Raw genomic sequence first — 24656 nt, forward strand, 5'->3', positions numbered from 1 at the left:
CTGGGAACAGCCGCCATCCCGGGCGCAACCAGCCCTGATTTCGTCACCATATCGCAACGGGTCGCTTTCCGGCCTTTCCCTGGCGGGGTACGTGTTCTAAACAACCGGCAACCAAAAATACCATCCCGCATGGCCCAACGGAGACGAGTATGACCGCCCAGACCCGCGATTCCGGCTTTTTCACCGAATCTCTTTCCTCGCGCGACCCCGAACTTTTCGGAGCGGTGCGCTCTGAACTTGGCCGTCAGCGCGATGAGATCGAGCTGATCGCGAGCGAGAACATCGTCTCCCTCGCGGTTCTTGAGGCCCAGGGCTCGGTGCTCACGAACAAATATGCCGAGGGCTATCCGGGCAAGCGCTATTACGGCGGCTGCCAGTATGTGGACATCGCCGAAACTCTCGCGATCGAGCGCGCGAAAGAGCTTTTTGGCTGCAAATTCGCGAATGTGCAGCCGAATTCCGGCAGTCAGATGAACCAGGCGGTCTTTCTCGCGCTTTTGCAGCCGGGCGACACCTTTATGGGGCTCGATCTGAATTCGGGCGGACACCTCACCCATGGCTCGCCGGTCAATATGTCCGGTAAATGGTTCAAGGTTGTCTCTTATGGTGTGCGCCAGCAAGACCAGCGCCTCGACATGGACGAGGTGCGCAAGAAAGCCCTCGAGCACAGGCCGAAGCTGATCCTGGCGGGGGGCACCGCCTATAGCCGTGAATGGGACTGGGCCGCCTTCCGGGCGATTGCTGATGAGATCGGTGCTTACCTCCATGTTGATATGGCGCATATCGCGGGCCTCGTGGCTGGCGGCGTGCATGCCTCGCCCCTGCCCCATGCCCATGTGGTGACCACCACGACCCATAAGAGCCTGCGCGGCCCGCGTGGGGGTATGGTGCTCACAAATGATGAAGACATCGCTAAGAAAATCAATTCGGCGGTCTTCCCCGGCCTGCAGGGCGGCCCGCTGATGCATGTGATCGCCGCCAAAGCGGTCGCATTCGGCGAAGCGCTGCGTCCGGAGTTCAAGGCCTATGCCGCCCAGGTGAAAACCAATGCGGCAGCGATGGCGGATGAGCTGATGAAGGGCGGGATCGATATCGTCTCGGGCGGCACCGACAACCATCTCTGCCTCGCCGATCTGCGGCCCAAGAAGGTGACCGGCAAGGCGGCCGAGGCCGCGCTTGGCCGCGCCCATATCACCTGCAACAAGAACGGCGTGCCGTTTGACCCGGAAAAGCCGTTCGTGACCTCGGGCATCCGTCTGGGCGCGCCGGCAGGCACCACGCGCGGGTTCGGCGAGGCCGAATTCCGCCAGATCTCGCGCTGGATCGTCGAAGTGGTTGATGGGCTCGCCGCCAATGGCGAAGACGGCAACGGCGAGGTCGAGGCCAAAGTGAAGGCCGAGGTTCAGGCGCTCTGCGACAGGTTCCCGCTTTACCCGACCCTCTGACCAGATCCGAAAATCAAAAAAGCGCCGGGTTTCCCGGCGCTTTTTTTATCGTGTTATGAGGTCTAACTGAGGTCAGGCGCGACCGACTTGCAGGTTCGCCGCAACCGGGCGTCCGGTATAGGTTCGGTCATCCACCCGGATCACTACGGTGCCATCCGCGTTCTGGCTGACCATCAAACCCTGCACCGAAATGCAGCTGCCGATTGAGATTGTGCGCAACATTCCTAACCTTCTCCCCCACAGGAATTTAATTAAGTTTCACTCAACATGCTCATTTTTGAAACAGAAAAGTTAAAGAAACGGAAACAAAAACGGCAGAAAAATGACGATTGCTGCGTAACCGCTCACAACCAGTCGCGCAAAATCGGGATCAGGGGCAGATCAGCAGGCGGCATCGGGTAGTCACGCAGCCTGTCAGGCGCAACCCAGGCGAGAACCTGGCCCTCGCGCGCTACCGGAATGCCGTCCCATTTGCGGCAGGCAAAAAGCGGCATCAACAGGTGGAAATCATCATAGCTGTGGCTGGCGAAGGTCAGCGGGGCCAGGCAGCTTTTCCAGGTATCAATGCCGATTTCCTCTTTCAGCTCGCGGATCAGGCAGGCCTCCGGGGTCTCCCCCGGTTCGACCTTGCCGCCGGGAAATTCCCACAACCCGGCAAGGCTTTTGCCTGGCGGGCGCTGTGCAAGCAGGATGCGGCCATCGGCGTCAATCAGGGCGACGGCGGAAACGAGAAGGGTTTTCATGCAGGTCTCGGTCTGGCCGGAGCCGGGGGCGCTGCCCCCGGACCCCCGGGATATTTACGGACAGAAAATGGTCAGGAACGATAATCGGCGTTGATCGCGACATAGCGGTCGGTCAGATCGCAGGTCCAGACCGTGCGCCTCGCGCGGCCCATGCCGAGGCCGACATCGATCACCAGCTCCTGGCCCTTCATATAGCTTGCGCCGGCGTCTTCGCTGTAGCCCGGTGATTTCCAGCCTTTTTCCGCCACAAGGATATCTCCGAAACGGATGGTAAGCCGGTCACGCTCGGCCTGGGCGCCGGATTTACCGACCGCCATCACGATGCGGCCCCAGTTAGGATCCTCGCCGGCGACCGCAGTTTTCACCAGCGGCGAATTTGCGATGGCGAAGGCCACCTTTGCCGCATCCGCATCAGTCGCGGCGCCCGAGACCCGCACCTCGATCAGCTTGGTCGCGCCCTCGCCGTCGCGCACGACCTGAAGCGCGAGATCCTGCATCACCTGCGCCAGCGCAGCCTCGAATGCCTTGAGCACTGCGCCTTTCAGCGGTGCAGCCTCTGACTGGCCGGTCGCGGCGACCAGAAGCGTGTCAGAGGTCGAGGTATCACTGTCGACGGTGATCGAGTTGAAACTGCCATCGACATGGCGCGAGACCAGTTTCTGCAGGCTCGTCTGGCTGATTTTCGCATCGGTAAAGATATAGACCAGCATCGTCGCCATATCGGGCGCGATCATACCCGAGCCCTTGGCGATGCCAGCGATATGGATCGGGCCGCCTTCGCCTTCGATCGTCGCGGTGGCACCTTTGGGGAAGGTGTCGGTGGTCATGATCGCCTGGGCGGCGCCTTCAATCGCGGCCTCGGTCAGCCCCCCGGTGAGGTCACCGATCACGGCGGTGATCTTTTCCGCCGGCAGCGGCTCGCCGATCACGCCGGTCGAGGAAGAGAACACGCGCGTGGCCGGGATGCCGAGCGCTTTCGCGACAGCCCCGGTCACATCCGCCACCGCCTTATCGCCGATCTTGCCGGTGAAAGCGTTGGAATTGCCCGAATTCACGATGATCGCCGCACCGGTGCCGGGCGCCGCCTTCAGGGCCAGTTTCGCCTCGCAATCCCGCACACAGCCCGAACGGGTGGTCGAACGGGTGAAGGCCCCGGCCATAACCGTGCCCGGGGCAAGCCGTACCAGCATCACATCCTTGCGATTGCGATATTTGATCCCGGCCCCGACCGAGGCAAATTCCGCCCCCCGGATCACCGGCAGTGCCGGGAAACTGGCCGGAGCCAGCGGCGACACCGGATGCGCGGCCTTATGGACCACCGCCGCGACCTCGTTCAGCGCGCCCGAGGCCGCGCCGGACACCGCTTCGGTCACGCGGTCTTTCAGCTTACGCACCTTCTTCTTCAGGTTCTTCGCTTCGGCTTTCCAGTCAGTCTTTGCCATTTTATCCCCCCGCCGCTCAGTCAATCAGAGCGTTGTTCTTCAAAAGAGCCGGATCAATGCCCTCACCCGGCTTTGTGATCGTCGCCGCGCCGGTCAGCTCGGTGATCTTTGCCGCGATGGCACGTTCCTCGACTTCGCCCGCGAGCACGTCGCGCACCTCATCCAGCGTCGGCGCCGGGCGGTCGCGGCTTTCATGGACCAGGATCAGGTGCCAGCCGAAATCGCTCTGCACCGGATCGGTCACTTTGCCGGGGGTAGCAGCCGCCACCCCATCCGCGAAGGGCTTCACCATGCGGTTCAGCGTGAACCAGCCCAGCTCGCCCCCCTGCTCTCCCGACCCCGGATCATTCGATGCTTCCTTCGCGAGGGCCGCGAAATCCGCACCGCCATCCAGTTCGGCCTTCAGCTCCTTCGCCTCGGCCTCGGTCTCAACCAGGATATGCGCCGCACTGTATTCTTTTTGTGGCACGTAATCTGCGTATTTCTCATCCCAGGCCTTTTGCAGGGCCGCATCGGTCACCGCTGCACTGGCCACATCCGAAATCACAAGACCCGAGAAATAGCCGCGCTCGGTATTGATGGTCACCGCCTTATCGCGCGGACTTTTCTGGCTATGGGCCTGGGCCAGGGCCTCCTGCTGGATCAGTTGTTCCAGAATACCATTGAAGAGAACGTCATCGGCAAGGCTCAGATACTGGTCAGGCAGGCTTTCCCGCAGGGCGATCATCTGGCCAAGGGTGATCTCGGTACCGTTCACGGTTGCGACCACGGTCGCGGCGGTTTCCCGCTCTGCCAGAGCCGGCCCGGTCGCGAGCCCGGCGAAAGCGGCGGCCACCCAGAAAACGGCAGCCCCCAGACGCTTTTCTATGGCCATTTCAGCTTCTCCCGATCTGCCGCAGAGCCTGCGAACGTTGACTATGATCCTTGCAGCCCTTACATCGCGACAGTCGCGTGATCGGGGCACAAATACGGACCTACCCGGCTTTTCTATGGAAGGCGTTAAGGGCGGGCAAGTCACAGCCTCACGAGATCACGCAGGAACGACCGCACGGAGAGATCATGCTGGGTCTGGGAACGCTCGCGAAAAAGGTCTTTGGCACCGCCAATGACCGCAAGGTCAGGGCCACTCGGTCGCTGGTCGCCAAAATCAACGCGCTCGAGCCGGAATTTGCCGCGCTGAGCGATGAGGGCCTTGTCGCGAAGACCCGGGAATTTCAAAAGCGCGTGCAGGACGGCGGCGAAAGCCTCGACGACATCCTGCCCGAAGCTTTCGCGAATTGCCGCGAAGGGGCGAAACGTTCGCTGGGGCTGCGCGCTTTTGATGTGCAGCTGATGGGCGGGATCTTCCTGCATCAGGGCAATATCGCCGAGATGCGGACCGGTGAAGGCAAGACGCTTGTCGCGGCTTTCCCGGCCTATCTCAATGCCCTGACTGGCAAGGGCGTGCATGTCGTGACCGTGAACGACTATCTCGCGAAACGCGACGCTGACACTATCGGCAAGGTTCATGCCAAACTCGGCCTGACGACCGGCGTGATTTACCCCTGGCAGCCCGACCCGGAAAAGCGCGCCGCCTATGCCGCCGATGTCACCTATGCAACCAATAACGAACTCGGCTTCGACTACCTTCGCGACAATATGAAGGGCTCGATTGAAGAGATGATGCAGCGCGGCCATAATTTCGCGATTGTGGACGAGGTCGACTCGATCCTGATCGACGAAGCCCGCACGCCGCTGATCATCTCGGGGCCGAGCCAGGATCGCAGCGACCTTTATCTCTCGGTCGACCGGCTGATCCCTTCGCTGGTCGAGGAGGATTTCACCCTCGACGAAAAAGCCCGCAACGTCACCTATACCGAAGCCGGCAACGACCATATCGAGGAACTTTTGCGTGAAGCGGGCGTGTTGCCGGAAGGCCAGCACCTTTTCGCACCGGAATCGACCTCGATCGTTCACCATATGAACCAGGCGCTGCGCGCCCATAAGATGTTCCACCGCGACCAGCAATATATCGTCCGTGACGATGAAATCGTGCTGATCGACGAATTCACCGGCCGCATGATGAAGGGCCGCCGGTTGTCGGACGGCCTGCATCAGTCCATCGAGGCGAAAGAGGGCGTGACGATCCAGCCCGAAAACGTGACCCTCGCCTCGGTGACGTTCCAGAATTATTTCCGCCTTTACAACAAGCTGGCCGGCATGACCGGCACCGCCGCGACCGAGGCCGAAGAATTCATGCAGATCTACGGGCTGGGCGTGGTCGAAGTGCCCACAAACCGCCCCGTGGCGCGCAAGGACGAACACGATCAGGTCTACCGCACCGCGCGCGAAAAGTTCCTCGGCATTGTCGAGACCATCCGCGAGGCGCATGAGATCGGTCAGCCGCTGCTGGTCGGCACGACGTCAATCGAGAAATCCGAAGAGCTTTCGGCCATGCTGAAAGCCGAAGGCATCGCACATAACGTGCTGAACGCGCGCCAGCATGAGCAGGAGGCGAAGATCGTCGCCGATGCCGGCCGTCTGGGTGCGGTGACGATTGCGACCAATATGGCCGGGCGCGGCACCGATATTCAGCTTGGCGGCAATGTCGAGATGAAGGTGATCGAAGAGCTCGATGCCAATCCGGATGCGGATCCGGTGGCGCTGCGCGCCAGGATCGAAGCAGAACATGCCGATGAAAAGGCCAAGGTGCTCGACGCCGGTGGTCTCTTTGTTCTCGCCACCGAACGCCATGAATCGCGCCGGATCGACAACCAGCTGCGCGGCCGTTCGGGCCGTCAGGGCGACCCGGGGCGCTCGTCGTTCTTCCTGTCGCTGGAAGATGACCTGATGCGGATCTTCGGGTCCGAACGGCTCGACAAGATCCTCTCGACGCTGGGGATGAAGGAAGGCGAGGCGATTGTTCACCCTTGGGTCAATAAATCGCTGGAAAAAGCCCAGGCGAAAGTCGAAGGCCGCAATTTTGACGTGCGCAAGTCGCTCCTGCGGTTTGACGACGTGATGAATGACCAGCGCAAGGCCGTGTTCAGCCAGCGCCAGGACATCCTCAGGGCCGAACATGTCTCGGAAATCGCCGAGGATATGCGCCATCACGTGATCGACGACATGGTCGACGAATTCATGCCGCCGAAAACCTATCCCGACGCCTGGAACCTTGAGGGCCTGCGCGAGGCCGGCCGCCAGCGGCTGAACATGGATATGCCCATCGAGACATGGGCCGCCGAAGAAGGTGTCGATCAGGCCGCGATGGCCGAGCGCATCATCGAACATTCCGACCGCTATATGGCGGAAAAGCTTGAGGCTTTTGGCGCCACAACCATGGTGCAGATCGAAAAGCAGGTGCTGTTGCAGGCAATCGACGGGAAATGGCGCGATCATCTCCTGCGGCTGGAACATCTGCGGTCGGTGATTCATTTCCGCCAATATGCGCAGCGCGACCCGCTGAATGAGTATAAGACCGAAGCCTTCCAGCTGTTCGAGACGATGCTCGGCAGCCTGCGTCTGCAAGTGACGGAACAGCTGTCGCGCATCCGCCCGCTCTCGAAAGAAGAGCAGGAGTCGATGATGGCGCAATTGCTGGCGCAGCAACAGGCCGCCGCCGGGATCGAGGTCGGGCCGGCCACTGCGCCTGCAGACCCCGCGCCCGCCGAACCTGCGCCGGCAGTGCCGCTTGCGTCAGGCTTTGACGAATCGGACCCCTCCAGCTGGGGCAATCCGGGCCGCAATGATCCCTGCCCCTGTGGCTCGGGCGAGAAATTCAAACATTGCCACGGCAAACTGGTCTGAAAATCCGGAGAAAATAGTATGTAAGGGGCGGCATTAACCGCCCCTTTTCAATTCGGTGTTTCCCTGATGGGAAACATTCCACAGGCTCGCCACGGGATTGCCGCGATCTCTTGCGATACTGGCACCAATGCGGGCGATTCCGGGTATGCTGACTATGGGTACGAAACGCACTATACTGCGCGTGACGATGGTTCTGTTCCTTGCTCTGGGGGCGGGGCATCTTGTGCAGAGCATGCATAAGAACCAGCCCGGGGAGATGGCAAAGTCCGGCGCGCTTGGCGGGCTGCAACAAGTCGTCGCCGGGGCAGAGCACAGGGCCCGACCGAAATCAGGGGCCGGGGCGCGCGCTGCTGAGACAGTAATCCATCCGCCGCTAATCCAGGATGAACCCCTCGCTGTTCCGGCCCGACCTGAGCGCCGCGATGATCAGTCCGCGCTGCCCCCTGGCAAAGACAGATTTGCAGATATTGCCCCCCGCGCGCTCTGAGCGCTGTCACACCTGCTGGCATCTGACATATCTAGGCGCTTGGCCTGACTCGCCTATGGCCGGTTCTCGCCATTAAGGTGTTGAAGAATCCGGTAGCGCAGCGGAAAATGGCGCTGCTGAACTAATCCCGGTGGGAAAAGATGCTAACGCGGCCAGGCGCGGCGATTTTCTTCGCTTTGCTGTTTTTCCTGTCTCAGTCGCCTGTCGTGCAGCCCGCCCAGGCGCAGGATATCACGCTGATCTCGCGTGAGGGGAATATTGTGCTGCCCGGCAGCCTGCAGGGCTATGACGGCGAATTTTACCGGATCGAAACCGCCTGGGGGCTGCTGACCGTCGATGGCCAGGGCGTGATCTGCGAGGGTCCGGCCTGTCCGGATCTGACCACGCCACATGCCGATATCCGCGTCGTCGGCGCCCCGGATGCCGGGGCACGGCTGTTGCCTGGCCTTTTCAGCAGCTTTGCCGCCGTGCGCGGTTTGGCCTTTCGCGAAGTGACACCGCAGAATGGTGCCTCCTGGGCGGCACAGATCTACAAGGCACAGGATGATACTGTCCTTGCTGATGTCTCTTTCTCGCCGATGCTGCCGGGCCCGGCCCAGGCAGCGCTGGCAAGTGGCGCCGCTGAAATGGAGCTCTCCGCCTCGCCCTCGCGTGCTTCGGGCGCGAGACCGATTGCACTGGACGCCCTTGTCCCGGTGATGGCGCCGGGCAATCCGACGCCGAAGATCTCGACCGTAAATCTCGCGAAGGTTCTCGCCGGTCAGCTGAAGAACTGGCGCGACCTCGGCGGGCCGGACATGCCGATCGTCCTTCATGCATTGGCGCCGGATACAGACATGACGCGCGCCTTGTCGGAACGGCTCGGTGCGCCGATAAAGGCCGATATAGTTCACCCCGATATGCAGCACCTCGCCGAGGCGGTCGCAAAAGATCCCTGGGCGCTGGCAATCACCGGACGTGCCGAGATGGCCCCGGCGATTCCCGCACCGCTTGTTGACAGCTGTGGCTTTCCCCTGCTGCCATTGCCGATTTCTGTCAAAGCCGAGGACTATCCCCTGGCCTTGCCGCAATTCCTGATCCCCGCCCCACGTCGCATTCCGGTCTTCGCGCGCGAGTTTCTGGAGTTCACCGCCACCCCCCGCGCCGGCCATGTTGTGTCTGCGGCCGGCTTTATCGACCGCTCTGTCGAAGCCGCACCGATGACCCAGGACGGTCTGCGGCTGATCAATGCGATCCTTGGCGCCGGCGATGACGTGACGCTTGGTGATCTGAAACGGCTGGCCGAAGTGATGAATGGTGCAGACCGGCTGTCGCTGACCTTCCGCTTTGAAGAAAACACCTCCATTCTGGATGCGACCAGCCAGGAGAACCTGGCCCAGCTGGCGCGGATGATCGCGTCAGAGAGCTTCCCTTCCAAAACGCTGATTCTTGCCGGCTTTTCTGACGGCAAGGGCGAAGCGAGTGCCAATAAAGCACTTTCGGCAGAACGTGCCGAACGGGTGGCTCAGGATCTGGCCGATCTCGCACCGGATCTTCGGGCCGATCAGATCCCGGTGACCGAGGGCTTTGGCGAGGCGATGCCGATGGCCTGCGACGAGACCGTTATTGGCCGCCGGCTGAACCGCCGTGTCGAAGTGTGGATCGTGCCGAATTTCACGCCAGAACCGCTCTGATCAGAGATAGCCCTGCGAGCGGAAGCTCATTTCCCTTCCCTTGCCGATTACGAGGTGGTCGTGAAGCGTGATGTTCAGCGTGCGACAGGCATCCTGAACCTGAAGTGTCATGGTCACATCGGAATCCGAAGGCGTCGGATCGCCCGACGGGTGGTTGTGTACCAGGATCAGCGCCGAGGCGTTCAGTTCCAGCGCCCGTTTCACAACCTCGCGTGGATAGACAGGGACGTGATCGACTGTGCCCCGCGCCTGTTCCTCATCTGCGATCAGCACATTCTTGCGGTCGAGAAACAGGATGCGGAACTGTTCGGTCTCGCGATGCGCCATGACCGTATGACAATAATCCAGCAGCGCATCCCAGGAAGAGAGCACTGGCTGGTTGATCACCCGCGCGCGCATCATCCTCTGCGCCGCCGCACCGACGATATGCAGGTCCAGCGCCACCGCCTCGCCAACGCCCTTCACCTGCATCAGCCGGACCAGCGGCGCGCTCACCACCCGGTTAAAATCACCAAATGTCTCAAGCAGCAGGCGCGCCAGTGGCTTTACATCCTGGCGGGGAATCGCCCGGAACAAGAGCAGCTCCAGCAATTCATAATCCGGCATCGCCGCCGCCCCGCCTTCGAGAAAACGGGTGCGCAACCTTCGGCGGTGGTCCTGGATATAGCTCGGAAGCCGCCCGCCAGGCGCAATTGCCACAGGCGTCGCAAGGGCCTCATCCCCGAAGGGGAGGAAGGGCGGCAAGGGTGATTCTGCGAAGGAATGATGCTGAGCCATGCCAGCAGATTGCGCCCGACTGGTTTAGAAAGACTTAATACCACAGTTAAACACAGAAATGTCCACAGCCGCATGCGGGCAACAAAAAGGCCGGCCCCGCATGCGGAACCGGCCCCAATATAGCCAGGACTGAACAGGTCAGCCCTTCATCCCATCCCAGAAGCCTTTGACTTTCGAGAAGAAATTTGACCCCTCCGGGTTATTTTCTTCTGATAGCTTCTCGAATTCGGTCAGCAGTTCTTTCTGGCGCGAGGTCAGATTGACCGGCGTTTCGACCCGCAGCTCGATCACCATATCGCCGACCCCGCCACCGCGCAGCGCCGGCATGCCCTTGCCCCGCAGCCGCATCTGTTTCCCGGATTGCGCCCCGGCGGGCACCTTCACCCGGCTCCGTCCGCCATCGATGGTCGGCACTTCGACCTCGCCGCCAAGCGCGGCGCGGGCCATGGAAATCGGCACCGGGAAGAAAAGATGCACGCTGTCGCGCTGGAAGAGTGCGTGTTCTTTCACCTCGATAAAGATGTAGAGATCACCCGACGGCCCGCCACGCAGCCCCGCCTCGCCCTCTCCGGCGAGCCGGATACGGGTGCCGGTTTCGACGCCTGCCGGGATATTCACCGAAAGCTGGCGGTCTTTCTCAAGCCGCCCTGCCCCGTGGCAGTTCTTGCAGGGGTTCTTGATGATCTGACCGGTGCCCGAGCAGTTCGGACAGGTGCGCTCGACGGTGAAAAAGCCCTGCTGCGCCCGTACCTTGCCCATGCCCGAGCAGGTCGGGCAGGTCTGCGGCTCGGCGCCGCCTTCGGCCCCCGACCCATGACAGATATCGCATTGCACCGAGCCCGGCACCGAGATCGTCTTATGGACGCCCTTCCAGGCCTCCTCCAGCGACACCCGCAGGTTGTAGCGCAGATCCGAGCCGCGCTGCGCCCGTTGCCGGCCGCCACCGCCGCCGCCCTGGCCGCGCCCGCCCATGAAATCGCCAAAGAGATCCTCGAACACATCCGAGAACGCGCTCGCGAAATCGCCCTGCTGGTTAAAGCCGCCGCGCTGGCCGCCGCCACCCATGCCGCCCTCGAACGCCGCATGACCAAAGCGGTCATAGGCGGCCTTCTTTTCGGCATCCTTCAGCACGTCATAGGCCTCGTTCGCCTCTTTGAACTGAGCCTCGGCCTCGGGATTGTCAGAGTTGCGGTCGGGATGAAGCTCTTTCGCCTTCTGGCGATAGGCTTTCTTCAACTCATCGGCGCTGGCCCCGCGGGATACCCCGAGAACCTCGTAGTAGTCGCGTTTTGCCATAGCAAAAGCCCTCTCCTGACCGGCGAAGGGCGACCCATTGGGCCGCCCCCGTTTCCGGTCAAATCGGAATTACTTCCGCTTGTTGTCGCCAAGATCCTCGAAGTCGGCATCGACGATGGTGTCATCGTCAACCGGCCGCGCCGCATCTCCGTCATCGTCGCTGGCCTCGCCGGCCTGCGCCTTATAGATCGCTTCGCCAAGCCGCATCGCGGCCTCGGTGAGGTTCTGGATCCCGGATTTGATCTTGCCGGCATCTTCGCCTTTCAGCGCCTCTTCCAGCGGGACCATAGCGAATTCAATCGCCTCAACCGTCGAAGGATCGACCTTCTCGCCGTGATCCTTCAGCGATTTCTTCGTGGAATCGAGCAAGCTTTCACCCTGATTCTTCGCTTCGACCAGTTCACGCCGTGCCTTATCGGCATCGGCATTGGCCTCGGCGTCGCGGACCATTTTCTCGATATCCTCATCCGACAGACCGCCCGAGGCCTGGATGGTGATCTTGTGCTCGCGATTGGTGCCCTTGTCTTTCGCCGAGACCGACACGATGCCGTTGGCGTCGATGTCAAAGGTCACCTCGATCTGCGGCACGCCGCGCGGTGCGGGCGGGATCTGTTCCAGGTTGAACTGGCCGAGGATCTTGTTATCCGCAGCCATTTCACGCTCGCCCTGGAAGACGCGGATCGTCACGGCCGACTGGTTGTCCTCAGCGGTCGAGAAGACCTGCGATTTCTTGGTCGGGATCGTGGTGTTGCGGTCGATCAGGCGGGTGAATACACCGCCCAGCGTCTCGATACCCAGCGAAAGCGGGGTCACGTCGAGCAGAACCACGTCTTTCACGTCGCCCTGCAACACGCCGGCCTGAACGGCTGCGCCCATAGCCACGACTTCGTCCGGGTTCACGCCTTTATGCGGCTCTTTGCCGAAGAACTTGGTGACCTCTTCGATCACGCGCGGCATCCGGGTCATACCGCCGACGAGAACCACCTCGTCGATATCGTCCTTGGAGAGACCGGCATCTTTCAGCGCGGCCGCACAGGGCTTCATCGACTTGACGATCAGATCGCCGACAAGGCTTTCCAGTTTCGCGCGGGTCAGCTTGACCACCAGGTGGAGCGGCTGGCCGGTGTTCTTGTCCATCGAGATGAACGGCTGGTTGATCTCGGTCTGGCTTGCGCTCGACAGCTCGATCTTGGCCTTTTCAGCCGCCTCTTTCAGGCGCTGCAGAGCCATTTTGTCCAGCGTCAGATCGACGCCGTTGTCCTTTTTGAACTCATCGGCCAGATACTGGACGATGCGCATGTCGAAATCTTCGCCACCGAGGAAGGTGTCGCCATTGGTCGATTTAACCTCGAAGAGGCCGTCATCAATTTCCAGAATGGTGATATCGAAGGTACCGCCGCCAAGGTCATAGACCGCGATGGTCTTGGTCTCTTTCTTGTCGAGACCATAAGCCAGCGCCGCAGCGGTCGGCTCGTTGATGATGCGCAGCACTTCGAGGCCAGCGATCTTGCCGGCGTCCTTGGTGGCCTGACGCTGAGCGTCGTTGAAATAGGCGGGAACCGTGATCACGGCCTGGGTGACGGCTTCACCGAGGTAGGATTCAGCGGTTTCCTTCATCTTCTGCAGGATGAAGGCAGAGATCTGCGAGGGCGAATATTTCTCGCCGCGCACTTCGACCCAAGCGTCGCCATTGCCGCTGTCGACAATATCATAGGAGACGAGCTTCTTGTCTTTTTCGACTTCGGCATCGCCGATGCGGCGGCCGATCAGACGCTTCACCGCGAAAACGGTGTTCGAGGCATTGGTCACAGCCTGGCGCTTGGCGGCCTGGCCGACCAGACGCTCGGTCTCGGTGAAGCCGACGATGGACGGGGTGGTGCGGGCGCCTTCCGCGTTTTCGATGACGCGCGGTTGCGAGCCATCCATGATGGCGACGCAGGAGTTGGTGGTGCCGAGGTCGATACCGATGACTTTGGCCATATTTGTATCCCTTTCTTCAGGCGATCTCCCCTGTCGCTGCCCGGAAACTTCGGCACAGGATCAGGGTTATGGATTGGAATGGGTGACGCATCACCCTTTGACTGGCCGTATATAGGCAGGGGCAATTCCGCCTGCAACGGGACATGGGCGGAGTCGGCCGCGATTTTTCACAATCCTGTGCCTGATCTGCACGCAATCGGGCGCCTCGCAGGGCAAGGTTCAGCGCATGTCAAGGGTGCAGCAGCCCTGAAAGGCCCGCCCCTCGCCCTTCGTTTGCCGCGCGACAAAGGCTTCGAAGCCGTAAACCCGGTCGGACATACCGTCGGAACAGGTGCCGCGCGTGACGGTCAGGCTGAAGATTTCGGCCGCCCCGCTCGCGGCTCTTCCGGCAAGGGTCACGAACCAGACCATCTCTCCTGAAGGCGTGGCAAAACGGGGCTCGGACAGATCCAGCGCAGACAGCACCACAAGGGATTGCGGCCTCTCCTCCGGTGCAGCCCATGCGCCGCTTTGCGTGCCGGTCCCGGCGCCACTGTTCAGGCTCCAGAACGGTTCCGTGCCGTGACAGAGGAAGGGGCGCGGCGCGCTGCCGGTCGCCACCGGAAGCGGGCGCAGATAGCGCATCGCAACCCAGCCATTGCCCTCAGCGGTGCCGACCTGGCCCCAGGCACCGCTCTCACTCAGCCGGATCACCTCGACCCCTTCGGTGTCGGGCGCGATGGTGCCGAGGATCGCCGCCCCTGCCTCGGGCGCGGCCCGGATATTCAGCTCATCATCAGCGGCCACACCCTCAACAGAATAGAGCGCGGGAAGGGTCTCGGCCTGCAAAACCGCACCCGGAGCCAGCGCAATAATGGCCAGGACGGCAACGGCGAGACCCGTGAGACAGCGTCGGATCACCGGCGTTTCCCCCAGCTGGCCGAGGCATATTTGCGGGTGAAGAACTGGCCCATCAGCCCGATCATCAGACAGACCATCACCGCCCAGATCGGATATTCGATATTGGTATAGCGAGGTTGATAATTCAGGAAAATATCGCCACGCGCCTGGTCAATCGTGTGATAGAGCGGGTTCCAGTCGAACTTGCTGCGCAGCCAGGCCGAGGCCTGATTGGCCACGAACATCTTGCCCGAGGCGATCATATTCGCGCGCTGATAGATCGTCGACAGGATGCCCACCAGATCCGGCTGCCAGGGCTTTGCGGCATAAAAGATCAGACCAATCGCCGCACCCGAGGCCCAGGACAGGATGAACATCCCCATAGTGCCGATCGGGTCGAAGATTGTGATCGGCTGCATCACCGCATGATAGACGAACAGGATGACCCCGGCCGCGAATGTCTGCTTATACAGCGCGGCCAGCGCGGCCGAGACCACTGCGATGATCGGGTTCATCGGCGCATGCATCATCATCGCCGAGGCCGGGCTGTCTGCCGCTGCCACGGCGCCAAGCGCTTTCACATGGGTCAGGAACATGAAAACGCCCGACATCACGTAAAGGATGAAATCGCCGCGCAGCGCCAGCCGCCGCATCCCCAGCAGATCGAACATCACCACGAACAACACCAGCACCAGCACCGCCTGCAGCACATTCATCACCAAAGCGACCACCGCATTGGAATGCGAGCCGCGCAGCTGGCGCACGGTGGCGTGGTAGATCACCTCGATAAGCTCGAAGCCGGTCCGCATATGCGAGATCCGTTGCGCCTCTGGTCGGAACATGGATGATGCCCTTGCTGCCTCTGGCCGTCGCGCCGTGTCTCGGTACCGAACCACGGGCAGCGCCCCCTGCGGTCGGCCGACTATCCCCTGGAAAAGCGTCTGAATCGGGGCAGTTCCTGGAATTCTGGCAGCGATTGCTTGCCGATCCCTTTCCGCGCGAAGATAAAGGGCTGCAAACCCTGTGGCAACAGGCGCCATTTCGCGCCCCATCAGACCCGACCGGAGCATTTCATGGACTTTGACCGCCTCGTCACCGTCATCCGCCGCCTCGCGCTCGAGGCCGGGGACCGGATCATGGAAGTCTATAACGGCCCGGATTTCGAGGTTAAGGCCAAGGGCGATTCGAGCCCGGTGACCGAGGCAGACGAGGCCGCCGATGCACTGATCTCGGCCGGGTTGCGCGCGGAGTTTCCGGACCTGGTGCTGATCACCGAGGAACAGGCCGCGAGCCATGCCCTGACTGCCTCGACCTTCCTGATCGTCGATCCGCTGGACGGAACCAAGGAATTCGTGCAGCGCCGCGGGGATTTCACCGTCAATATCGCTTATGTCGAGAATGGCGTGCCGCGCCATGGTGTCGTCTATGCGCCTGCAAAGGAACGGCTTTTCTATACTCTGGCCGATGGCACCGCCGTCGAGGAGGCCGGGCCCTTCGACAAAACCCGGCCCGGCGCGCTGACGCCACTGCGGGTCAATGCGGCGCCGGATAACGGCGCGCTGATGGTTGTCGCCTCGAAATCGCACCGCGATGCGGCAACGGATGCTTACATCGGCCGCTATGCGGTCAGAGATTCGAAAAGCGCCGGTTCCAGCCTGAAATTCTGTCTGGTCGCCACGGGCGAGGCCGATCTTTATCCGCGCCTCGGCCGTACCATGGAATGGGACACTGCCGCAGGGGATGCCGTGCTGCGCGGGGCCGGCGGCGAGGTGCTGCATTTCGACAGCCACGCCCCCCTGACCTATGGCAAACCCGGCTGGGACAATCCTTTCTTCATTGCCCGCGCGCCCGGGGTCTCTCTGAAATTTCCGGACTGACCCGCATTGCCTGAGATTTGCGCAATTCAACCTGAGGCAGAATTCTCCACACGCTTTCGCGCTGTACTTTAGCAGAATCTCGCCTAGAAACACGTTGGCGCCAAATTCAGGACAAATTGTTCTGGGAAGAGCTCAAATTGAGGTGCAAATGCTGCGCCGGAATAAACACGAGTGCGATCATGAAGCCCCAAAAAGTCACTAAAGCCGTCTTCCCTGTCGCTGGCCTCGGTACCCGTTTCCTGCCTGCCACCAAGTCGGTGCCAAAAGAGATTATGACCCTCGTCGACCGCCCGCTGATCCAATATGCGATCGACGAAGCGCGGGCCGCAGGGATTACAGAGTTCATTTTCGTGACCTCGCGCGGGAAATCCGCGCTTGAGGATTATTTCGACCGCGCCCCCGAGCTTGAGAGCGAGCTGAACCGCAAGGGCAAGACCGAGCTGCTGAAGGTGCTGGAAGACACCAATATGGATTCCGGCGCCATCGCCTATGTCCGCCAGAACCGCCCGCTTGGCCTTGGTCACGCCGTCTGGTGTGCCCGCCGCCTGATCGGCGATGAGCCTTTCGCCGTGCTTCTGCCCGATGACGTGATCGCGGCAGAGCAATCCTGCCTCGCGCAGATGGTTGAGGCCTATCAGGAAACCGGCGGCAATATGGTTGCGGCGATGGAAGTCCCGCCGGAGAAAGCATCGTCCTATGGCATGCTCGATATTGCCGAAGACCGTGGCTCTATCGTGCGGGCGAAGGGGATGGTCGAGAAGCCGAAGGCCGAGGATGCACCCTCGAACCTCGCGGTGATCGGACGTTACATCCTTGACCCGAAAGTGCTGCACAACCTGCATGAAACCAAGCTTGGCACCGGCGGCGAGATCCAGCTGACCGATGCCATCGCGGAAGAGGCGGGCTGGGGCGGTACCGGGGTTTACGGCTACCGCTTCCGGGGCATGCGCTATGACTGCGGCTCGAAAGCGGGCTTCCTGCAGGCAACCGTGGCTTTCGGCATGTCGCGCCCCGATCTGCGCGATGAGTTCACCGCCTACCTCAATGACATGCTGGTGCAGCTGAAAGCGGCTGAGTAACCTCATGACGGCGGGCGCAGCCCCCCGCCTGACATATGCGATCGGCGAATTGCCGGCCGCTGAAGACAGCCGCCAGAGCCTTATCGGGGCCTGGCGGTTGCGCAACCGGCGCCGGATATTGCTGGCGCGTGCGCTGCGCAAAAGGCGCGAACTGACCCGCCTGGCCGACCGCACCGGTGCGATCTGGAAAGGCGCCATCCTCTGTGCGATGGTGGTCAGGAACGAGGTGGCGCGACTGCCCTGGTTTCTGGCGCATCACCGCCGGCTCGGCGTGGATCATTTCCTGATCATAGACAATGCCAGCACGGATGGCAGCGAAGCCCTGCTGCGCGACCAGCCGGATGTCTCGCTCTGGTCCACCGCCGGCTCTTACCGCAAATCGCGCTTTGGGCTGGACTGGCTGAACTGGGTGCTGATGCGGCACGGGAACGGCCATTGGTGCCTCGTGCTCGATGCCGATGAGCTGCTGGTCTACCCCTGGCACGAGACCCGGCCTCTGCCCGCGCTGACCGCCTGGCTTGAAGGCAAGGGCCACCGGTCGATGCCCGCGATGATGCTGGATCTCTACCCCGAAGACCGGTTGGGAGAGCGGCCCTATACCCCCGGCACCGACCCGCTTGACCTGCTGCAATGGTTTGATTCCGGCAATTACAGCCTCCAGGTGCAACAGCCGCTGCGCAGCCTCTGGATCCAGGGGGGCCCCCGCGCGCGGACGTTCTTTGCCGATGACCCCCGCCGTGCGCCAACCCTGAACAAGATCCCGCTGGTGAAATGGTCCTGGCGCTATGCCTGGCATAACTCGACCCATTCACTGCTGCCGGCGCCCCTTAATCATGTCTTCGACGAAACCGGAGGCGAGATGACCTCGGGCGTATTGCTCCACACCAAATTCCTGCCTGAAATCATTGAAAAATCTGGTGAGGAGAAAGAGCGCCGCCAGCATTTCGCCGATCCCACCCGCTTTGGCAGCTATTATGACGGGCTGATCGCCGCGCCACTGCTGAAGACCGCGCAATCGCGGCGCTATACCGGCTGGCGGCAGTTGGAGGCGCTTGGCCTCATGTCACGCGGGGGCTGGGTATGAACCATTGCCCGCGACCATCTTTCAGCCTGGTGAAATGTTTACTTTGTGACGGCATTTCTCTAGCTATCAACACAGCAATTTCCATAATGGAAACAATGCCAGAAGACAAAAGCAAGGCTATGGTGCCGGTTCATGTAAAACGCAGCCCGGGCCGTCAAGGTGCGGGACGAATACAGGCCCGACGCCCGGCGTTCGGGGGCAGCCCTGCCCGCTGCGACCGGAGGCCCGCATGAGCCTGACCGGATCCTACCGTCTGCGCCTGCGCCGCAAGCGGCTGATCGGCCGCGCGATGTTGCGAGGCCGCGAGCTGCGCCCGATCGCGCTGCGCACGGATGCGGTCCGCGGCGGTGCCGTCCTGCTTTTCTGCACGCTGAGAAACGAGCGGGTCCGTCTGCCCTGGTTTCTGAGCTACTACCGCGATCTCGGCGTCAGCCATTTCTTTTTCGTGGATAATGACAGCGACGATGGCAGCCGCGACTATCTCGCGAGCCAGCCGGATGTCTCGCTCTGGACCACGAAGGCAAGCTATAAGAACAGCCGTTTCGGCATGGACTGGATCACCGCGCTGCTGCGGCGCTACGGTCATGGCCACTGGTGTCTGACCGTCGATGTCGATGAATTCCTGATCTACCCGTTTTGCGAGACGCGGCCTCTGCGCGCGCTGACCGACTGGCTCGACACCAGCGGTATCCGCGCCTTTTCGGCGATGCTGCTGGATATGTATCCCAAAGGCCCGGTCCAGGATCAGCCCTACCGCGAGGGCCAGAACCCGTTCGAGATCGCGGAATGGTTCGATTCCGGCAATTATACGATCAGCCGCAACTGGGGCTATGGCAATCTCTGGATCCAGGGCGGCCCGCGGGCGCGCACCTTCTTTGCCGGCAATCCGCGCGCTGCACCCGCGCTGAACAAGGTGCCGCTGGTGCGCTGGCACAAAAGCTATGCCTATATCAGCTCGACCCATATGCTGCTGCCGCGCGGGCTGAACCTCGCTTTTGACGAATGGGGAGGGGAAAAGGCCTCCGGCTGCCTTCTTCACGCCAAGTTCCTGGATACATTTGCAGCCAAGGCGCAGGAAGAGATGGCGCGCGGCGAACATTATGCCGACAGTCGTGAATACAAGGCCTATCTGGAGGGGCTGAAGGATCAGCCCGATTTCTGGTGCAAATGGAGCGAGAAATACATCAACTGGCGCCAGCTGGAGATTCTGGGCCTCATGTCCAAGGGGAACTGGGCATGAGCACCGGGAAAAGCAGCACGGGGAAAAGCAGCACGGGGCAGAACAGTCTGGGCTTTGTTATGCTCTGCCATACCGCGCTGCACCGCGCGGCCCAGGTGGCGCGCTACTGGGCGGAACGCGGCTGCCCGGTGGTGATCCATGTCGACCGCTCGACCCCGGATACCAAATTCGACTTCCTGCGCGATGCGCTTAAAGATCTGGAGAACATCCGCTTTTCGCCGCGCCATATCTGCGAATGGGGCACCTGGGGGATTGTGGCCGCCACGCAGGAGGCCAGCGAGCTGATGCTGAAGGATTTCCCCGAGGTGCGCCATGTCTGCCTCGTGTCGGGATCCTGCCTGCCGCTGCGCCCGATCGAAGAACTGCGCGACTATCTCGACGCCCGCCCGCGCACCGATTTTATCGAAAGCGTCACCACCGCGGATGTCGGCTGGACGGTCGGCGGCCTGAATGCCGAACGGTTCACGCTGCGCTTTCCGTTCTCCTGGCGCAAGAATCGCTGGCTTTTTGACACCTATGTCGAGCTGCAGCGCCGGCTGAAAGTACGGCGCAGAATGCCGCTGAACCTTGTGCCGCATCTGGGCAGCCAATGGTGGTGCCTGACCCGCCAGACGCTTTCGGCAATCCTGGAAAGCCCCGACCGCGCCAGCTATGACACCTATTTCCGCCGCGTCTGGATCCCGGATGAAAGCTATTTCCAGTCGCTGGTGCGGCTGTTCTCCACCAGCGTCGAAAGCCGCTCGCTGACCCTGTCGAAATTCGATTTCCAGGGCAAACCGCATGTTTTCTATGATGATCACCTGCAGCTCCTGCGCCGCTCGGATTGCTTTATCGCGCGCAAGATCTGGCCACAGGCAAACCGGCTCTATAACACATTCCTGCATCCCGACGCCGCCAGCCAGCCCCGGGCCGAACCCAATCCCGGCAAGATCGACCGGCTTTTCGCCAAAGCGGTCGAGCGCCGCACCATGGGCCGCGCCGGGCTTTACATGCAGTCGCGCTTTCCCAATCGCGAACAGTCAAACGGCCGCACCGCCGCCGCCTATTCGGTGTTTGAGGGCTTTTCCGAACTGTTCGAGGATTTCGACACCTGGCTTTCCCGGGTCTCGGGCACCAGGGTCCATGGCCATCTCTTCGCCCCTGAAGGCGTCGAGTTCGCTGGCGGCGAGGTGATCTATAACGGTTCGCTGAGCAATTCCGCGCGGCTGCGCGACTACAACCCGCGCAGTTTTCTGACCAGCCTGATCTGGAACACCAGGGGCGAACGCCAATGTTTCCAGTTCAGCCCGCGTGACAGCCAGAAGATCATCCCTTTTATCGCCGGCGATCCCCATGCGCAGATTTCGGTCGTCTCCGGCGCGTTCTCGGTTCCCCTGTTCCACTCCAATCTGAATTTCAGCGAGATCAGGGCCGAAGCGGCGCGGCTTCAGCGCATCGAGGCCGAACTGCTGACCCTGTTGCGCGCGCCCGATGTGAAGGCGCGCGTCCGGGTCTGGAACCTCGCGGAATTCGTCGAGAACCCGATGGAGCCGCTGCAGATGATCGTTGATGAAATCAGCCCGCGTTCGCTCCGGCGCCTGACCGAGGTGCCACGCCTCAGGGATCTGACCGGCTTTGGCCGGTTCCTGCAAAACCTGCGCAACCAGGGGATGAAGCCCGAACTGATGGGCGACTTCCCCGCCGGCGGCGAGATCCCCGGCCCCGGCAACCGCCGTCCGCGCCCCTATCTGGTGAAGTGACCGTCCATGTCTGACACAGCAGCGGCGGTGCCGCGCTTTACCTCATTCGTCATGCTGGCCGAAATGCGGACCGGCTCGAATTTCCTCGAGGCCAATCTGAACGCGCTCGACGGCGTCACCTGCCTCGGCGAGATGTTCAACCCGCGCTTCATCGGCGGCTCAAAGCGGCAAGAGGGCTTTGGCTATGATATGGAGGCGCGCGAGAAAGATCCGCTGGGCCTGTTGCATGCCATGCGTGACCAGACCCCGGGGCTTTCGGGCTTTCGCTATTTCCACGATCACGACCAGCGCATCCTGCCCGCCGTGATGGAAGATCCGGCCTGCGCCAAGATCATCCTGACCCGCAACCCGCTGGAAAGCTACATTTCCTGGCAGATTGCCCGCGCGACCGAGCAATGGCGGCTGACCAATGTGAAGAACCTGAAAACCGCCCGTGCCGAATTTGATCCAGCCGGGTTTGAGGCCCATCTGGAAAATGTGCAGGATTTCCAGATCCGGCTGATGCATATGCTGCAGGTTTCGGGTCAGACGGCGTTTTATATCGATTATGAGGATATCCAGGATCTTGATGTCCTGAACGGTCTGGCGGCCTGGCTGGGCGTCAGCGCCCGGCTTGAGGCGGTTGACGCATCGCTGGTCAAACAAAATCCCGGCGCGCTGTCCGACAAGGTGACCAATCCGCAGGTGATGGAAGAGGCACTGTCGCGGCTGGACCGTTTCAACCTCGCGCGGACGCCGAATTTCGAACCCCGCCGCAGCGCAGCCGTCCCGTCTTACATCGCGTCTGACCAGGGCCGCCTGCTTTACATGCCGGTCAAGGGCGGGCCGGTTGCCGAAGTGACGGCCTGGCTTGCGGCACTTGGCGATGTGACAGGTGAATTCACCCGCAAATCACTGCGCGACTGGGAATTGGCGCATCCCGGAAATCTCAGCTTTACGGTGCTGCGCCATCCGCTGCTGCGCGCCCATACCGCTTTTACCGACCTTATCGTCTCGGGCCGTCTGAAAGAACACCGCAATGCGCTGGTCCGTGCCCATCATGCCGAACTGCCGCCCAGGGGCCAGGATTTCGCCGATACTGACAGCCACCGCGCGGCCTTCCTGGCGTTTCTGCGTTATGCGAAACTCTCGCTGAGCGGCCAGACCAGCCAGCGCGTCGATCCGCACTGGGCGAGCCAGACCGCTATTTTGCAGGGCTTTGCCGCTATTCGCAGCCCCGATCTGGTGATCCGCGAAGAGCGGCTCTCTGCCGGCCTCGCGCATCTCGGGGCGGAACTAGGGTTCAGATCGCCCCCCGTTGCCATCGCCCCCGAACCCACAGGTGCACTCGAAAACATCTGGTGCGAAGAGCTGGAAACCGCCGCGCAAGACGCCTGGCCAAGGGATTATTCCGCATTTGGCTTCGGCCGCTGGAAGGTCTGAGGCTTCAGCATCTGACACCGCCGGATGATGTGCCTGAGATGCCGGCGCAAAAGGATTGCCGCAGTTGACCGGGACCGGGTGGAGGATTAGTTCCATCTGGCATCCGTGTGAAAGTGACCCAATTGGCTATTCATCTGCATCAGAACGACCTGCCCGACGGGCTCGACCTTGGCGCGGTCGTCGCTATCGACACCGAAACCATGGGGCTTGATCCGCGCCGCGACCGGCTGTGCGTGGTGCAGCTTTCGGATGGCAAGGGGGACGCGCATCTGGTGCAGATCGCGCGCGGCCAGACTTCGGCCCCCAATCTGGAACGGTTGCTGACCGATCCGGCGGTGCTCAAGCTCTTTCATTTTGGCCGGTTCGACATTGCCGCCATGAAGCGCGCTTTTGGCGTCACCACCGCGCCGGTCTGGTGCACCAAGATCGCCTCCAAGCTGATCCGCACCTATACCGACCGGCACGGGCTGAAATACCTGCTTGCCGATCTGGTTGGTGTCGATGTGTCGAAACAACAGCAGACCTCGGACTGGGGCTCGGAGCAGCTGACCGAGGCGCAAAAGGAATATGCGGCGTCGGATGTGCTTTACCTGCACCGGTTGAAAGCAGCGCTGGAAGAGAAGCTGATCCGCGAGGACCGTCTGGCGCTGGCGGAAAAGCTCTTTGCCTTCCTGCCGGTGCGGGCTGAAATGGATCTGCTGGGCTGGGATGATCTGAATGACATCTTCCATCATTGATCCGGGCATCATTGATCCGGCCGCCCTGCTGGCCACCGGCCAGCGGGTGATCCGGCGCGAGGCCGGAGCGCTTGACACTCTGGCCACGTCGCTTGGCCAGAGCTTTACTGATGCGGTCGCGCTGATCCTGAAAGCGCGCGGGCGCGTTGTCGTCTCGGGCATGGGGAAATCGGGCCATATCGGCAAGAAGCTGGCGGCGACCTTTGCCTCGACCGGCACGCCGGCACAATTCGTGCATCCGGCCGAGGCCAGCCATGGCGATCTTGGCATGATTGCAGAAGGCGACGTTCTTCTGATGCTGTCGAATTCCGGCGAGACGCCGGAGCTTGCCGATATGCTGGCCCATGCGCGCCGTTTTGGCATTCCGCTGATCGGCATTGCGGGCCGCGAGGGTTCGACGCTGCTGCGCGAGGCCGATGTGGCGATCCTGTTGCCCACTGTGCCTGAGGCCTGTGAGACCGGCATCGTTCCGACCACCTCGACCACGATGACGCTGGCACTTGGCGATGCGCTGGCGATTGCGCTGATGGAACACCGCCGGTTCACCCCCGAACATTTCCGCACCTTTCACCCGGGCGGCAAGCTGGGGGCGCGCCTGCTCAGGGTGCGTGATCTGATGCATCGCGACCCGCCGCTGATCGCGCCCGACACGCCGATGTCTGACGCGCTGATTTCCATGACCCGCGCCGGCTTTGGCGTGGTCGGCGTGGCCGGTGCCGACCGGCATCTGCAGGGCATCATCACCGATGGCGACCTTCGGCGGCATATGGACGGGCTTTTGAGCCTCAGCGCCGGTGAGGTGATGACCGCCCGCCCGCTGACCATCGCGCCCGAAACCCTGGCGGTCGAGGCGCTTGGCCTGATGAATGAGCGCAAAATCACCTGTCTGATGGTGACCGACCCGACCGGGCTGGCAGAAGGGACCCTGCATATCCATGATTGCCTGCGCGCAGGCGTGGCCTGAAACCGG

Annotated in this window: 19 protein-coding genes and 1 pseudogene; 11 read left to right on the forward strand and 9 right to left on the reverse strand. The window is 61.8% G+C overall.

Features of this window, described 5'->3' with window-relative positions:
• The first annotated feature begins 149 nt into the window (after positions 1–149).
• Complete coding sequence (glyA, locus tag BLW25_RS12880; RefSeq protein ID WP_092899645.1) at positions 150–1445, forward strand: serine hydroxymethyltransferase; 1296 nt, start codon at positions 150–152, stop codon at positions 1443–1445.
• 72 nt (positions 1446–1517) lie between these two features.
• On the opposite strand, the gene BLW25_RS24440 is transcribed toward glyA, so the two are convergent.
• From BLW25_RS24440 to BLW25_RS12900, 4 genes are all read right to left on the reverse strand, one after another.
• Positions 1518–1667 (reverse strand): hypothetical protein, encoded by a 150-nt coding sequence (locus BLW25_RS24440; RefSeq protein WP_092899647.1) that lies wholly within the window; start codon positions 1665–1667, stop codon positions 1518–1520.
• Positions 1668–1789: 122 nt separating this feature from the next.
• Positions 1790–2188 carry a (deoxy)nucleoside triphosphate pyrophosphohydrolase gene (locus BLW25_RS12890; protein WP_092899649.1) on the reverse strand — a complete coding sequence of 133 codons (399 nt, stop codon included), beginning with the start codon at positions 2186–2188 and terminating at the stop codon, positions 1790–1792.
• 71 nt (positions 2189–2259) lie between these two features.
• Positions 2260–3630, reverse strand: coding sequence for a bifunctional glutamate N-acetyltransferase/amino-acid acetyltransferase ArgJ (argJ, locus tag BLW25_RS12895; RefSeq protein ID WP_092899651.1), 1371 nt, complete (start codon positions 3628–3630; stop codon positions 2260–2262).
• A gap of 16 nt (positions 3631–3646) precedes the next feature.
• Entirely contained in the window at positions 3647–4504 is an 858-nt protein-coding gene (locus BLW25_RS12900) for a peptidylprolyl isomerase (protein WP_092899653.1), read from the reverse strand.
• Positions 4505–4689: 185 nt separating this feature from the next.
• On the opposite strand from BLW25_RS12900, the gene secA reads away from it, so the two are divergent.
• A complete protein-coding gene (gene secA, locus BLW25_RS12905; RefSeq protein WP_092899655.1) occupies positions 4690–7416 on the forward strand; it encodes a preprotein translocase subunit SecA in 2727 nt (908 codons plus the stop codon).
• A 627-nt stretch (positions 7417–8043) separates the two neighbouring features.
• Entirely contained in the window at positions 8044–9576 is a 1533-nt protein-coding gene (locus tag BLW25_RS12915) for a phosphate ABC transporter substrate-binding/OmpA family protein (RefSeq protein WP_092899659.1), read from the forward strand.
• On the opposite strand, the gene radC is transcribed toward BLW25_RS12915, so the two are convergent.
• From radC to BLW25_RS12940, 5 genes and pseudogenes are all read right to left on the reverse strand, one after another.
• Positions 9577–10353, reverse strand: a complete 777-nt coding sequence (gene radC / locus BLW25_RS12920) for a RadC family protein (protein WP_092899661.1) — start codon at positions 10351–10353, stop codon at positions 9577–9579. It lies immediately after the preceding gene.
• A gap of 138 nt (positions 10354–10491) precedes the next feature.
• Positions 10492–11649, reverse strand: coding sequence for a molecular chaperone DnaJ (gene dnaJ / locus BLW25_RS12925; protein WP_092899663.1), 1158 nt, complete (start codon positions 11647–11649; stop codon positions 10492–10494).
• Positions 11650–11718: 69 nt separating this feature from the next.
• Positions 11719–13635, reverse strand: a pseudogene (gene dnaK, locus BLW25_RS12930) (molecular chaperone DnaK); the annotation flags it as partial.
• Positions 13636–13848: 213 nt separating this feature from the next.
• Positions 13849–14529: an SH3 domain-containing protein gene (locus tag BLW25_RS12935; RefSeq protein ID WP_092899666.1), complete on the reverse strand. Its 681-nt coding sequence runs from the start codon at positions 14527–14529 to the stop codon at positions 13849–13851.
• Positions 14526–15350 (reverse strand): ABC transporter permease, encoded by an 825-nt coding sequence (locus BLW25_RS12940; protein ID WP_092899668.1) that lies wholly within the window; start codon positions 15348–15350, stop codon positions 14526–14528. The genes BLW25_RS12935 and BLW25_RS12940 overlap by 4 nt, the downstream gene beginning before the upstream one ends.
• Positions 15351–15581: 231 nt before the next feature.
• Here BLW25_RS12940 and cysQ point away from each other — a divergent pair, with 231 nt between their 5' ends.
• From cysQ to BLW25_RS12980, 8 genes are all read left to right on the forward strand, one after another.
• Positions 15582–16385 (forward strand): 3'(2'),5'-bisphosphate nucleotidase CysQ, encoded by an 804-nt coding sequence (cysQ, locus tag BLW25_RS12945; RefSeq protein WP_092899670.1) that lies wholly within the window; start codon positions 15582–15584, stop codon positions 16383–16385.
• Positions 16386–16564: 179 nt separating this feature from the next.
• Positions 16565–17464 (forward strand): UTP--glucose-1-phosphate uridylyltransferase GalU, encoded by a 900-nt coding sequence (gene galU, locus BLW25_RS12950; RefSeq protein ID WP_092899672.1) that lies wholly within the window; start codon positions 16565–16567, stop codon positions 17462–17464.
• A gap of 4 nt (positions 17465–17468) precedes the next feature.
• Positions 17469–18548 carry a glycosyltransferase family 2 protein gene (locus BLW25_RS12955; RefSeq protein ID WP_092899674.1) on the forward strand — a complete coding sequence of 360 codons (1080 nt, stop codon included), beginning with the start codon at positions 17469–17471 and terminating at the stop codon, positions 18546–18548.
• 229 nt (positions 18549–18777) lie between these two features.
• On the forward strand, positions 18778–19788 hold the full coding sequence (locus BLW25_RS12960) for a glycosyltransferase family 2 protein (RefSeq protein ID WP_092899676.1): 1011 nt from the start codon (positions 18778–18780) through the stop codon (positions 19786–19788).
• A 59-nt stretch (positions 19789–19847) separates the two neighbouring features.
• Complete coding sequence (locus tag BLW25_RS12965; RefSeq protein WP_092902034.1) at positions 19848–21527, forward strand: DUF5927 domain-containing protein; 1680 nt, start codon at positions 19848–19850, stop codon at positions 21525–21527.
• Between the two features lie 6 nt (positions 21528–21533).
• On the forward strand, positions 21534–22949 hold the full coding sequence (locus BLW25_RS12970; protein ID WP_092899678.1) for a sulfotransferase family 2 domain-containing protein: 1416 nt from the start codon (positions 21534–21536) through the stop codon (positions 22947–22949).
• Between the two features lie 122 nt (positions 22950–23071).
• Positions 23072–23686, forward strand: a complete 615-nt coding sequence (locus BLW25_RS12975; protein ID WP_092902037.1) for a ribonuclease D — start codon at positions 23072–23074, stop codon at positions 23684–23686.
• The gene (locus BLW25_RS12980; RefSeq protein ID WP_092899680.1) at positions 23667–24650 is read left to right on the forward strand and encodes a KpsF/GutQ family sugar-phosphate isomerase; all 984 of its coding nucleotides are present in this window, start codon (positions 23667–23669) and stop codon (positions 24648–24650) included. The genes BLW25_RS12975 and BLW25_RS12980 overlap by 20 nt, the downstream gene beginning before the upstream one ends.
• Positions 24651–24656: the final 6 nt, after the last annotated feature.

The sequence above is a fragment of the Rhodobacter sp. 24-YEA-8 genome (assembly GCF_900105075.1).
Classification (GTDB): Bacteria; Pseudomonadota; Alphaproteobacteria; order Rhodobacterales; family Rhodobacteraceae; genus Pseudogemmobacter.